The organism is Bacillus cereus, assembly GCF_025917685.1.
Classification (GTDB): Bacteria; Bacillota; Bacilli; order Bacillales; family Bacillaceae_G; genus Bacillus_A; species Bacillus_A cereus_AT.
The window spans coordinates 2,353,206-2,367,297 of the sequence record NZ_CP089518.1 but is presented as its reverse complement, the minus strand read 5'-3'; the positions used below and the strand labels follow the sequence as shown (position 1 = coordinate 2,367,297).

Below are 14,092 nucleotides of genomic sequence, written 5' to 3'. Positions count from 1 at the left end.
TTTACTAAAAAACAATCATGTAAGTTACAAACGTACAACCAATCGAAAATAATATAAATCTAAAAAACAACTGAGCTTTCGACGCAAACGATCCATCAATGAAAGAAACAACTACTGTAAGCAAAACACTTGCCGCAATGCTTGTAACGAGCCATATACTATGCATTTGTGATAAATTTAGCATTCTTAATAAAGGTACAAAAAGTAAATTCGCACATATCACTCCAAATAGTAATAAAAATACACCTTTATAACTAAATTTTATATTCATTCCATTTCACCCTCTCTGGACTTAATGTGAAAGAAGTGATAGACAAAATGCCTATCACTCAAAAATAAAATATAAAACTTACGGATTAACAGATTCCCCATCACCATTTTTCTCAATTTCAAGCATGTTTTTGTCGTACATTTTAAAGAATGGTAAGTAAATAAGGAATGATATTGCTATATTAATAAAAACTAATACAATTGCACGCCAATCTCCTCCAGTAGCTAAATACGCACCAATTGGGGCCGGTAATGTCCATGGCGGCATTATATGAGTTGGTGTTACAAATCCCATTGCAGTTGCAGCATACGCTATAGTAGCGGTTACTAATGGTGTAATAACGAAAGGAATAATTAAAATTGGATTCAATACAATCGGCAAACCGAATATAACTGGTTCATTAATATTAAAAATCCCAGGTACAATACAAGTTCTCGATAACGCTTTCGAATATTTTGATCGCCCAAATACGATCATCGCTAACACAAGTCCTAACGTTGCTCCCGAGCCACCAATCCAAATAAACCATTGATAAAACGGCTCTGGTGCAATGAATGGAAAATGACTCGCACCACTTGCTACAGCTTCACCGTTCTTTCCTAAATACACATCCCAAAGCGGTCTTGCCACAGTACCTACAACTGATACACCATGTATTCCAAAGGACCAGAAAAATGTAATTAAAAATACAGGTATAATAACGCCAAAGTAACTATCACCAGCTTTTACTAACGGTGCGGCTAATTTATCTACAACGTAATGTAGATCCACTTTAAAAACGACTGTAATAAGACTCATAATAATAATAACAAAAGCTGCAGGTATAAGTGCTTCAAACGAACGCGATACTGATGATGGTACTTGCTCTGGCATTTTGATTGTTACGTTATTCTTCTTACAAAACCTTAAAATCTCAACTGATAAAATAGAAACAATCATCGTCACGAATAATCCATGACCTCCGAGATTTGTCATCGGAAGCATAAAGCCTTTTTTATCAATTAATTCAGGTGTTAATGTTAATAGTAATGAACATACTGCAAGCTGTGCCCCTGATAAAGCATCTAGCTTATAACTTTTCGCTAAATTATAACCTATTCCAAATGCTATATATAAAGACATAATAAACATCGTTAAACGATATGGTATTAATATACTTGTTTGATTTTTTAATGCCCAAACGGATATGAAACTATCTTTCGGTAATGGTGGAAATGCTACTATTAAAAAGAAACTTCCTACAATAATAAATGGTAACGCCGAAATAACTCCATCACGGATCGCTTGTAAATGCCTCTGTTCAGAAAGCCTTGCCATCGGTCCAGATAAGTTTTTATCAAGAAACGTGAGAAACTTATTCATAACGCTTCCCCCTAACTAATTAATTCATTTACAGTTTTTAATAAAGTCGGTCCACCAAGCGGCGTATATGCTTGCGGCGGTATGATACCGCAGGGGATAGATTCTTCTTCTGCAAATTTTTTTACAGAGTCAAATCGATGTCTTACTTGAGGTGCAACCATTACAACATCCCAACCATTCTTTACTTCTTCTTCCACCTCACTTGTTCCAATTGCATGCACTTCCATGTTTACACCCTTTTTCTCCGCCTCTTTTTTTAAAGCGTTTACAACAATTGCGCTGGACATCCCTCCAGAACAAACGAATAAAACTTTCATTTATGAATCCTCCTATACTTATAAATTGTTTCCTTCAAATGAAAGAAAGTTTCACTTTACTAACAAGCATATGAAGTAATGAAATGAATTAGTTATATTGAAAGTAAATTTCATTAAAAATATTTCCCCTATTAAATTAATGTTTCAATATTTATTTTTCTCAATTGCAAGGCCAACCTCACATCGTATAATATTTTAAATAATCATATAATAGGGAGGCGTATAAATGATCATTAAGCGTTTATTAATGATATGTTGTATCGTCATCTTTTTTATTCCTTTCTCTTTCATTTCCCCTCATTCTACTTATGCTGAAGTAACTACTACGTACAAAAAACATGAATTACGCGCTGTATGGATAGCATCTGTTCTCAATATTGATTGGCCCTCAAAAACTGGCTTACCTATTGAAAATCAGAAACAAGAATTTATAAGACTATTAGACGATTTAAAAAACACTGGTATGAATGCAGTCGTTGTACAAATCAAACCAACCGCTGATGCTTTTTACCCTTCAAATCACGGTCCTTGGTCTGAGTACATTACGGGTATACAAGGAAAAGATCCTGGTTATGACCCGCTCGCATTTATGATTGAAGAAGCTCATAAAAGAAATATAGAATTCCACGCATGGATTAATCCATACCGAATAACGATGAATCACACTGATATAAATCGATTATCAAATAATCACCCTGCAAGGCAACATCCCGATTGGGTTGTACCTTATGGCGGAAAGTTATATTACAATCCTGGCATTCCAGAAGTTAAAAAATTTATAACAGAAGGCGCTTTAGAAATCGTTCGAAATTATGACATTGATGCCATTCATATGGACGATTATTTTTATCCCTATAAAGTAGTTGGTGAAGTGTTTCCCGATCAAAAAACGTACGAAACTTATAATAACGGTAGATTTACTAATATAGAAGATTGGCGACGTGACAATGTCAATGAACTTGTAAAAGGGTTACACGCTGCTATTAAACAAGAAAAATCATACGTAAAGTTTGGCATAAGTCCGTTCGGCGTATGGCGAAATATAGCTGACGATCCAACCGGTTCTAACACAACCGCAGGTCAAAGAAACTATGATGACCTTTACGCTGATACACGTGAGTGGATACAAAAAGGATACATTGACTACATTACACCGCAAATATATTGGAATGTTGGTTTCACGCCTGCTGCATATGATATATTAGTAGATTGGTGGATAAAAGAAACAAATAATAGACCCATTCATCTATACATCGGTCAGGCGGCTTATAAAATTAATAACAACTCTGTTCCTGCTTGGTCTGATCCAGAAGAATATCCAAGACAAATTGCATTAAATCGGCTATATCCTCAAATAAAAGGAAGCATGCATTTCAGCTTAAAAGATATAAATAATAATCCACTAGGAATTAAAGATAGACTCTCAAAAGACATATATAAACATCCTGCATTAATCCCGCCTATGCCTTGGCTTGATCATGATCCACCAAAACAACCTACTTTAAAAGGTGCCATTCCAAGAGATGAAGGTATTGCTGTTGGTATCATTGACAATAGCGAGAATGATTCTGCTTATTACGCTATTTACCGTGTGAATAGAAAAAATAAAGTGGACATACAAAATCCGAAAAATTTACTTACTACTGTAAGAAAAACAAAACTTGGAGAAATTTATGTAGATAAAACCGTTATTTCTGGAGAAACGTACACGTATGTAGTAACAGCAGTGGATCGATTGCATAATGAAAGTGTTGCTTCTAGTAAATCTACTATTCAAGCAAAATAAAAGTAAGAGCCCCCATTTTTGAATGCGGGCTCTTACTTTTATTTTCGTAGTTCACTATATTGAATATGAATTCTATTCTCAGGGTTTTTATCTACTGTGTAAAGTACAAATAAGAAGAACCATTCTAGTGGCTTCATTAAAATATAAACAAAATCAGCCGACCATTTCGTATTAATATGTTTACTAATCGGATAACCGTATTTATCATAAAAATTACGAATAACTTTATGACATTTTGGTACGCGCTCCTCAATTACATTTTCAAAGGCGTTCGCAATTAATAACTGTCGATTAACTGTAATTCTTTCTCCATGCCTACTTCCTGCTCGTAATGGCTTAACAATGTTTTTATGCCCTTTCACAGAAACTGTACATAAATAATGCCCATCTCCAGAGACAATTTGAGGACTTGGGGCAGGAATCTTAGAATAATTAAAGCTACTTGTTTCCATAAACACTCTTATAAAACTATCTGGTTTTTGGCCAAACAGTATTAAAATAAATTGAACAATTAACAAGACAGGAAATAAACTTATCATCCAGATTGTAGCCATTTTTTGATATCCAAAAGAAATACGATACAGAAATAATATAATTCTGTTGCTCTGCTTTTAATCTTTCTCATGCTGTGATTGTATGAAATAACTTAATGAATTTCTTAATTTAGCTATGAATAATAGACTAAATGCAAGCATCCCAACTTGAATACAAAAAACTGGAATGTATCTCAATCCTCCGAGTTCCGTATAAAAGGCAAAGCCTGTATGGGTAATATAGATGAATGTATATACAATGTTTACTATCATTAAAGTACTATAAAAAATATAAAATATTGGTGAAAGTTTTGTTAGGCCTGTTGTTAATCTCCAATACGAAACCCCACCTAAAATAACTAAGAGAACTATTATAGCAATGTGGTCATGTGCTAAAGAAGCATATTGATCAGACATCATTCCGTTCTTTTCAAATTTATGTAATGGTATTCCTCCTCTTACATCATTTGCATTCCACAAAATACCTAAACCAAAGATAAAATAACTCAAACATATTGATAATATTTCCTGTGGTTCGAACTTTAGTATACTTGAGGAATTCTCCTTCTTCGATTGGAAACTATCCCAGGCTTTACTAGTAGGATAGCCAAGAAATAAAAATAGAATTACAAATAGTATGACTAACTCAAATAACACAATATCATACCCCTTTTATAATAATTGTTTACACAAAGTATAAAAACCACTCTATATTTTACCATTTATAAACGTTTTGATATACAATTTCACAAAAGATTACACTCTCTCAATTCATAAAAAAAACGCCTAAAAGCTGAAACATTCAACTTTTTAGGCGATCTCTTCTATTTATTCTTAAACTTCTCAGTCGCTGCTCTCATCTTTACATTCAAATCATGATCAATGGCGTCGCGAATATCTCGTTCTACTTCTTCCATTTCTTTTTGGAAATTTTGCAAGTAGATTTTCAGTTCTTCTTCCTTCTCTGGTCTTTGTGAAGGTGGTAATTGTACTACCAACGATAGCATCGCTGTTAAATCTTTCATTAAGAACGTTTCAAGTTTATGTTGTTGTTCAAACATACGTTGTTCTTGATAATACGGAAGTGCATTTAATACTGAAATTGTAATCTCATCAACCGTTCTTTGTAGTGAAGGATTAATCGAGCGTTTATACGCTTGAATTGTATTTAATGCATCTGGATATCGATCATAGAAATACAATTTATAAAACGATAAGTCTGTCGGTTTTACAGTTTGTTGTGATTCTTGTCTCAAGAAATCTTTCACTTTCATTGTTGCGATATCAATATCTTCATTCGTAAGCTTTTTCGTTGTTTTTGCCATCACATGCACTTTTTTCTGCTTTTCTTTCGGTAACATTGAGAAAACTTGCTCTCTCGTACGTTGGCCTGAAGTACAGAAAAGAGTGTTTAAAGTATTTTGTTCTTTTTTCCCTTCTGTACGAACCCAGCGATAAAAGAGTGGATGTTGCGTAAATTCTTGTAAAAACGGTGTTGATTTGTTCGATAATTTCTCAATGGAATCTTGCGCTCTCTTATATGGTTTCGTCCATGAAAAATAAAGTTTACGTCCGAAGTATACAACTAAAACAACGACAGTAAATGCGATTAAAAGCAATGTACCCAATAGTACTAATACTGTTTGAATGAAACTCATTTTTTCACCTCCTCTAAAAGTCTGTTATTTCCTTGGGCGCTGAATGAGTTTCTGCTTCATCTCATCATTAAATGTATCTAGTTCAATTACAAATTTCTTACTAGACTCAATAATACGTTCTGACGATTTCTCAGATGCTTCAATAGCGGCGAATACATTTTGGAATGACTCACGTAATTTATCCATGCTAATTGCAGGATTTTCAAGGAGTTTTGTTGTTTCTTCTGTATTTTGTTTTAATGCTTGTGAATTGCTTAATACCATTGATTCAATCGCTTCATTTGTTGCATTAACAGCATCAATTGTTTTACGTTGATTTGTTAATGCAAGCTGTATTGCAGCTGAAACCGTTACAACGTTTTGTGTCATCGTAATTGCATTGCGAATTGCTTCTGTTAGCTTTTCATTATTTTTCTTAATAATATCGACAGATGCGATAGATTGTAATAATACACTTTTTGCTTGCTGCATATTACGTGTTCGTACAAGTATCTTTTCTAATGCATCATTTATTAACGGAATATCTCTTTGACGTTCTGGATTTTGCTTCTCAGCTTCAAGCATGCCAGCCAGTTTTCTTCCTAAGTATACTTGTTTATCAAGAGCGTGGATTTTATCATGTGATTGCTCTTTTAACATTTCAAGACCAACTGTATCTTCTTGTAAGTTATCACGACCAATTAAAAGGGATCTTATAATCTCCTCAATTTGCTTATCTATAGATTGATATTTATGCACGTATGTTTCAAGTGGATTTTTCTTGAATACTTTAAACATAATTTTTTTCATACCACTTGCTTTTAATGAATTCGGATCAAGCTCTGATACCACTTTGCGTAATTCTAACAATGTATTTGGAATTTCTTCGTTCTTTCCATTCATCATCGCTGTTACAGGACGTTTTAATGCTGATAACGTTTGTCCTGCTGCTTGTTGCTCTTTATCTCCTAAGTCTCCAAGCTGCGACAATACTTTTGATAAATCTGTATTTTGCTCGCTATTTAACTTTTGTACATACAGATCAGCTTCTTTATTTAATTCTTCAAGTTCGGCATCTTTTATTACTGTATCCACTACTACTTCTACATTATTATCTTTCACAATCGATACAGGTTCTTTTTTCTCGAGTTCAGTCAACAAAATCGCTCCTTTATTTATATGTGCGAATTTATATGCACTATATTTCATCTAACATATCGTATTTCATACACATTTTGCTTGCTTGAAATCGATTTTTCAAGAAATACCTGCTTATGCAGTCATTCCCTGTTTCATAGTATAAGTATACCTGTTCTCTTCATTATTTTCCTCAGACTTAAGACCTAGAGAGGAACATGCTGAAGGCGGATTCTTTACGAATCCCATTATTTATTACCTCTTCAATCTAATTTGAAATTCAATTGGTCAATCTCCTTCAAATCATACAGCACTCAATCTTTTGACATTTGTTATCTTTCAATGTGATAATTATGTCATGCTCACTTCTACTTATTTTTTCGAGCAACGAATGCTCCCTTTTGAAAAGCTAATAACGCCGTTTCATACGTATCATCTTCTTCAATCAGCTTGATAAACTCCGCTAATTCTTCTGTATGTGAAGTTGCATTATCAATAACAAGCAAACCTTTTGGCTCTAAAATACGTTTTATATGTTCCCACCACCACATGTATTGTGTACGTTCTGAATCTAGGAAAATAAAATCAAATGAATGATCTAATTGCGAATCTAAAAACGCCCCTGCTTCTTGATTATGGACATCAATTCTTTGTACAAGGTTCGCCTTTTCAAAGTTTACAATTGCCTCTCCAACCCGTTCTGAAGAAAGCTCTACAGTTGTTACATTTCCATTTGTTTCTTCTACCGCATTAGCTAACCACAATGTAGAATAGCCATTAGAAGTTCCAATTTCTAAAATGTTTTTTGCATTACACCCTTTTACTAAAATTGATAAAAATTGCCCCATCTCACGAGAAATATTCCGTAATTTCTCTTCCCGCGTTTTTTTATTTCGATCATGCTCTTCTCCATATTGTTCAAGTTGCAATAATAATGAATCTACAGTATCCATTCTTTTCATCGCCTTTCCAAGCAATATGATGAAAAAGCTCTTGCTGCCCGTCTACTTTCATTATATGCGAAACGAAAACCTTTTTCTCGTTATATGACAAATTTTTAAATTTTTTTATAGCATATTGTTTCGTTTTTTGGTAAAGTTAATTTCTACGTGCAATTATTCCATTCATACTATTTTTAATTAAATTGCAGTTATTAAATAATATAAACCCCATTTAAATGAATCGGTATTTCAAATTCAATTAAGCGCCCTTTCCGGACGCATTTTCTTTTGTTTATATATTTCTAGAAGAAAGGATGCTTACAATGAACGTGATTAGCTTAGATGCCGCTAGAAAGCGAAAACAGCATAAAAAATTAATGATTACTATACCGATTATTTCACGTATTTATGAAGAAGACGGGGAAATTAAATTTGAGGTAGCCGGCGAAAAAGATGTACCTCTTGAAATGTTAGAAAAATAAAAAAAAGACGCATTTCTAAAGAAATGCGTCTTTTTTATACTATTACATTTAAGTGCATAAGTTTTTCAGGATTAACCATCATATAAATGTTTGAAATTTTCTCATCCTCAAATGCGAATGAAAGTACATACGTCACTTTATTATTTATTGTAACTATAACGCCTGGTGCACCATTTATTTTTTTGAAATCAACACTATACTTTTCTGGCAATCGTTTTGCAATTCCAAAGAACAAACGTATAATTTTATCTGCAGAATAAATCGGATTAATTGCAGTTGTAACTTTACCACCACCATCTGCTTTAAATATCGCATCTGTTTTTAATACTTCTAACATGCCTTGCGCATCCCCACACTGTAATGAAGATACAAATTTTTCCACATAGGCAGCCATTTTCTTCGGACTTAATGTTGATTGCTTCGGCTTATCCAAAATACTGTTCCGTGCACGTTGAAAGATTTTTCGGCAGGTCACACTACTCTTATCAACAATTGAAGCGATTTCTTCGTATTCATAACTGAAAACCTCTCTTAATATGAAAACAACTCTCTCTACCTCAGACAGTTGTTGTAAAAGTAATAAATATGCCGTAGAAATGGATTCTTTCATTACAAATGACTCAGATGGGTCATCAGTCTCTTCCACAAATGGCTCCGGCAACCACATTCCTACATATAAATTACGTTTATGTGCTGCCGAACGTAATTTATCAATTGAGCGATTTGTTACCATTTTACATAAATATGCTTTCATATTTTCTATAGATTGAACGTCCTCTATATTATTTAGCGAGATAAAAACGTCATGAACGATATCCTCAGCATCCATAACACTCCCAAGGATTCTGTATGCTAACGAAAATAATAACGGTTGATACGCTTCATATAACTGCTCCGTTTCCATGATGAACTGCCTCACTTTCGGATTGCTTTAAAATGTGTAACGCTGCACGTTTTCCGCTTGCTACTGCAGCATCAGCTAATATTTCATCATGCCCAGTCCAATCTCCTGCAACATAAACACCTGACATTTCAGGTATATTAGGGCCCGGTTTTTCAACGCGGTCAATATGAGGAAAATCATGTACTACCGTTATTTTTGGTAAATATTGCTTTGCAACAACTTCTCTTTTCCAATTTGGATGTAACAATTCCATCGTATTTTCTAACTGTTCTTTATCTTCTTGAATATGATTCAGCTCTAGCGCAGGGTTATGGTATTTAATTAGACTCACTGCAATTGATCCATCTTCACTTAATTTAGCTGCTCTTGATTGATTCGTGAAAAATATAGGTTGATCTAACCCTAATGCAAATTGATGTGTAGGATTGGTTAATCGTCTCAAACCAATATCTAATGCAGCAACGGTAACTGGTACCGATTGTTCACTCCATCTATGCAAACTTGTTCCTTCTGCACCTTTTATTATTTTACAAGCTTCCTTCGGTGGAGTCGTCACGATGACTGTACCTACTTCAAATACCTCATCATCAAAACAATGTATTCTTTGTTTACCTTCGTAATGCTCTATTTCCAAAACATGCTTTTTAGCCAAAAATTGCACCCCGACATTATTCGCTATGTCTCTTAATTTTGTTATTATCGTCTCCCAACCACCATCTACATAAAATACCCCTTCTTTCATAGAAAGCTGTATTTGCTTTAGTACGGAAGATGCTAATTGTATTGTAGGAGCATACGTATATGTTGTTGTTCGGCATAATGCATAAAATATATTTCGAACCATTGGATCTTTAATCTCATTTTCTGCCCATGTAGTTAGACTCATTTTTGGAACTTTTCCTACATCTAAATTCCCCAAATGAATCATAAGACGAGAGAACTGTACTTTTGCAGACCATGAAAGTAACGGTGTTGATAAAATAGAGCGAAAATCTGTTGGGATGGTGAAAATATCCCCTTTCCATATTCCATGTGCTTTTGTAGATGGGATTCCCCCCGGAAGATTTATACCTAGTTCATTAAAAGTTATAAACGCTTCTCCACCTCTATATAAAGCATGTGCACCAAGATTCATACAAATGCCATTTTTATTTATAGTCATCCCTCGACCACCGAAGTGACTAGATTTTTCTAATACAATAACTTTCCTTCCAGCTTTCGCTAAATATATAGATGCTGTTAGCCCAGCAAGCCCACCGCCAACAATTGCTACATCAAATGTATTCATAATAAAATCCCTCCTTATCGTTCTACATACAAGACGAACGATTTAGGAGGGATGTGACATAAAAACAAATTTTTATTTATCTACTTTATTTCTTTTTTGTATTCGGTCATATTGCATACGAAATAACTCAATTGCGAATGCAATATCCTCTTCACTCTTTATATAATAACTTATCCATCCTGATTCAGGTAATACGTGATGTGGTTTCACTAACCCTTCGTTCACTAATTCATCTCGCTTTACCTTCGGAAATGGTAAATCAACTAACTTTTCACCATGAAGATGACCAAGTTCTTTCTTACCATAATTTATTTCAATACCACCAAATCGATGCGGTTTTTCAGAAACACCCGCCCAGCTGAGCACTTCATTTCTAATCATTTCACTAAATGACATGAACATTCACTCCTTATTATTGATTGATGTAATTTTAAATTAACACGTTCATTACTTTTTTCCATCAATCCAAAGTATGAATGGGAATACGAATATAGTTTAATCTCAATACCTTTATTTTTTTACACATTTAAAACAATTTCGAAGGGTATTTATTCTATTATATAGAATTATTATTAAAAATAATTTTAAGGGACGGATTTATATGAGCAAGGTATTATTACAAAAGGCAAATTATCTTCAATCTGAGGAATTAAAACTATTAAAAAAAGCTATACATTTTGCAGAGAAAGCACATGACGGACAATACCGTCAAACTGGAGAACCGTACATCATTCATCCTTTCGCAATTACAGAAATACTGCTAAATTATAAAGCTGACATTACAACATTGATTGCTGCTTTATTACACGATGTTGTAGAAGATACCGAATATTCTCTAGAAGAAATTGAATCACATTTTGGTGCGACTATTCGATATATTGTAAATGGATTAACAAAAGGAAAAAAACAACAAGATCAAAAGAAAGCATTATACGAAGCAATTAATTTTAAAAAGTTACTATTATCCTCTCAACAAGATATACGTGTTGGCATTATTAAAGTTATAGATCGACTTCATAATATAAAAACATTGAGTGTTAAAAAGCCCGCAAAACAAGTAGCTTATGCGAATGAAACATTAACACTTTTTGCGCCACTTGCAAAGCGATTAGGGTTATATACAATCCAGCACGAATTAGAAAATCTTGCTTTTCAATATCTACATATAGAAAGATATACCGAAGTACATAAATTTTTAACCGGATATGTGCCGCATCTTCAAAAAAATATAACTCATTTAAGAAAGGGAATACATTCTTTTTATGATACTAACCTTTCATTTGAAATAAGCTATGAGTTCCCTCCAATTTATACTGCTTACTCACAATTACAAGAAGTAGAAAACGTATCAGGGATTTCACAAATTTGTATTACAACTACAAGTGTACTAGATTGCTATAAATTTCTTGGAATAATACATCAATTATACAAACCAACTATAAACTATTTCGAAGATAATATAGCACTTGAAAATAGCCATTTTAATAACAATTTAAAAACTAAAATCAATATGAATGATACTGAACAAACAATTATCATTCAAACACAATTAGCAAAAACATTAAAAAACAATGGTATTTTTTCTTTATTGAATAATAGAATTGTAGATGTTCAAGCAATATCTTATAAAATAATGAATGATACAATTGTGAATAATAATTTATTAAATACAGATCCAATCGCTTTCCACAATCTAGTATCGTATGAACTATTTGAAAATACCATTACGGCTTATACTACAGATTTACAACCTATTTATTTACCAGAGGGGGCTACAATTATTGATTTTTCTTTCTCTGCATTTCCAAAAATTGCACATAACATGAAAAAAGCAATAGTAAATGGAATACCCGTTCCACTTAAAACAAAGGTATCTCATTTTGACGTCATCGAAATCCATTTTGGTTTAAAACAAAACTTGGAATTAGATTGGCTAAATTACGCCAATACCGCTAAAGCACAATTAATTATCCAGCAAAAACTATCTTAAATAAAAGACCACTACCACTCTAAAGGTAGTGGTCTTTTATCATAATGTAACCATTATTTCTAAATAGACGAAACACATTTCTATACTTTTTAATCTTTATCCAACATCTATATTAACTGTTATATATCCGTATTAATATTAATGTAAGTACGAGGTACACCCTATATTCTTTATGAAATAGGTAAATTTATTAAGCTACCGACAACGGCACATAACAAACACTAGACACATATCCTAATTTTGTAACCTAACTTACCTATAGAAAGGCGGGTAATACAATTGACTTCTAATATCGACTACACTTCCCCCTCAACTAATTTCACTTATGATTTAAGTAAAAGTAATTTTTTTAAGAAAGATGTCCAAAATTATATAAACGTGCTTGGCATGAAACAATTAAACACTTTAGAAAGCACTTCTTTATTAGATATTTATTTAAGTACAGGCAACGTTGTAGAACCACATATTCATCAAAATGCAGCTGAACTCGTTTACTGTATTTCAGGATCTGCTGTTGTTTCTTTACTTAATCCATTTACGAATCAAATATTAAACTTACCGATAAAACCAGGGCAAGTTGCCAACATCCCACAAGCGTGGTGGCATTATGAAATTGCTTCAGCAGATAATACTCATTTATTAGCTATATTCGACGCCCCAACCCCAGAAGTTATTTTTGGTTCTGATATTTTAAGATTAACTCCCACTAATATGATGGCTCATACTTATTGCCTCAATGAACAACAATGGAAACAAGCAGTATCCCCAATTCAATCCACTACGGTAATTGGTCCTCCCGCAAACTGTAATCAAAACCGCGACATGATAAATCGGTCAACTCAGCCCCCTACTCAACAACAAAATCTATATTACCAAGATTCTTATTACTTCCCCCTATACTGGGGGTATTAATTAGTATCATTTTAATAGAACCACCATTTATCTCCTCGGAAAATATCGGGGAGATTTTTTATCGTAACAATTAATAGAGTTCATACATATAATATTTATATATTTAATTGGAGGTGATAGTACTATGAGTAATTATAACTATCGAAAAAACTACTCTAATAATAAAAATAGTAGCTCTTCAGCATCCTCTCAATCTTCGAACTCTCAATCTTCCGATTCCCAGTCACAAAGAGATTTAGCCGAGCAAGGCTATGTAAAGAAAAAAGGATGTAACTGTAATAAAAATAAATAGTTTATTACTAATTTGAGCAATGACATTTCACCGCTCATGATAAATAATTTAAGCCCTAGTATATAGTTTTTTTAATGGATGAATTCTATTTTTAATAGAATTCATCTTTTTTGTTTATATGTAATTTTTCAAACCATATAACTTATTCTATAAACAATAAAGTGCAAAATATAAATTTTGATTTTTCTTATATACCAACTTATCAAACAGTAATTTCTCAATTGATTCATCACCTATCTT

At 33.1% G+C, this 14,092-nt stretch carries 13 protein-coding genes and 1 pseudogene; 4 read left to right on the top strand and 10 right to left on the bottom strand.

What is annotated here, in order from left to right:
- Positions 1-4: 4 nt before the first annotated feature.
- From LUS72_RS12250 to LUS72_RS12240, 3 genes are all read right to left on the bottom strand, one after another.
- A complete protein-coding gene (locus tag LUS72_RS12250) occupies positions 5-271 on the bottom strand; it encodes a hypothetical protein (RefSeq protein WP_264448994.1) in 267 nt (88 codons plus the stop codon).
- A gap of 78 nt (positions 272-349) precedes the next feature.
- Positions 350-1,633: a PTS sugar transporter subunit IIC gene (locus LUS72_RS12245; protein ID WP_264448993.1), complete on the bottom strand. Its 1,284-nt coding sequence runs from the start codon at positions 1,631-1,633 to the stop codon at positions 350-352.
- 11 nt (positions 1,634-1,644) lie between these two features.
- On the bottom strand, positions 1,645-1,950 hold the full coding sequence (locus tag LUS72_RS12240) for a PTS sugar transporter subunit IIB (RefSeq protein ID WP_097833255.1): 306 nt from the start codon (positions 1,948-1,950) through the stop codon (positions 1,645-1,647).
- Between the two features lie 226 nt (positions 1,951-2,176).
- On the opposite strand from LUS72_RS12240, the gene LUS72_RS12235 reads away from it, so the two are divergent.
- Entirely contained in the window at positions 2,177-3,736 is a 1,560-nt protein-coding gene (locus LUS72_RS12235; protein WP_264448992.1) for a glycoside hydrolase family 10-like protein, read from the top strand.
- Positions 3,737-3,774: 38 nt separating this feature from the next.
- Here the strand turns inward: LUS72_RS12235 and LUS72_RS27260 are convergent.
- The 4 genes and pseudogenes from LUS72_RS27260 to LUS72_RS12210 form a co-directional block, all read right to left on the bottom strand.
- A pseudogene (locus tag LUS72_RS27260) lies at positions 3,775-4,926 on the bottom strand (DUF6688 domain-containing protein).
- 167 nt (positions 4,927-5,093) lie between these two features.
- Positions 5,094-5,927, bottom strand: a complete 834-nt coding sequence (locus tag LUS72_RS12220) for a DUF3974 domain-containing protein (protein WP_097833253.1) — start codon at positions 5,925-5,927, stop codon at positions 5,094-5,096.
- Between the two features lie 24 nt (positions 5,928-5,951).
- Positions 5,952-7,064, bottom strand: a complete 1,113-nt coding sequence (locus LUS72_RS12215) for a toxic anion resistance protein (RefSeq protein WP_000137398.1) — start codon at positions 7,062-7,064, stop codon at positions 5,952-5,954.
- A 347-nt stretch (positions 7,065-7,411) separates the two neighbouring features.
- Complete coding sequence (locus tag LUS72_RS12210) at positions 7,412-8,005, bottom strand: O-methyltransferase (protein ID WP_097833290.1); 594 nt, start codon at positions 8,003-8,005, stop codon at positions 7,412-7,414.
- A 302-nt stretch (positions 8,006-8,307) separates the two neighbouring features.
- On the opposite strand from LUS72_RS12210, the gene LUS72_RS12205 reads away from it, so the two are divergent.
- On the top strand, positions 8,308-8,466 hold the full coding sequence (locus LUS72_RS12205; protein WP_001100983.1) for a hypothetical protein: 159 nt from the start codon (positions 8,308-8,310) through the stop codon (positions 8,464-8,466).
- 34 nt (positions 8,467-8,500) lie between these two features.
- Here the strand turns inward: LUS72_RS12205 and LUS72_RS12200 are convergent, their stop codons facing one another.
- From LUS72_RS12200 to LUS72_RS12190, 3 genes are all read right to left on the bottom strand, one after another.
- Positions 8,501-9,370 carry a sigma-70 family RNA polymerase sigma factor gene (locus tag LUS72_RS12200; protein ID WP_097833252.1) on the bottom strand — a complete coding sequence of 290 codons (870 nt, stop codon included), beginning with the start codon at positions 9,368-9,370 and terminating at the stop codon, positions 8,501-8,503.
- Complete coding sequence (locus LUS72_RS12195) at positions 9,348-10,658, bottom strand: phytoene desaturase family protein (RefSeq protein WP_097833251.1); 1,311 nt, start codon at positions 10,656-10,658, stop codon at positions 9,348-9,350. Before LUS72_RS12195 ends, LUS72_RS12200 begins: the two co-directional genes overlap by 23 nt.
- Before the next feature lie 72 nt (positions 10,659-10,730).
- Positions 10,731-11,054, bottom strand: coding sequence for a luciferase domain-containing protein (locus LUS72_RS12190; protein ID WP_071772496.1), 324 nt, complete (start codon positions 11,052-11,054; stop codon positions 10,731-10,733).
- 205 nt (positions 11,055-11,259) lie between these two features.
- Here LUS72_RS12190 and LUS72_RS12185 point away from each other — a divergent pair, with 205 nt between their 5' ends.
- Positions 11,260-12,648 (top strand): HD domain-containing protein, encoded by a 1,389-nt coding sequence (locus tag LUS72_RS12185; protein WP_097833250.1) that lies wholly within the window; start codon positions 11,260-11,262, stop codon positions 12,646-12,648.
- A 279-nt stretch (positions 12,649-12,927) separates the two neighbouring features.
- The gene (locus LUS72_RS12180; RefSeq protein ID WP_264448989.1) at positions 12,928-13,560 is read left to right on the top strand and encodes a cupin domain-containing protein; all 633 of its coding nucleotides are present in this window, start codon (positions 12,928-12,930) and stop codon (positions 13,558-13,560) included.
- Positions 13,561-14,092: the final 532 nt, after the last annotated feature.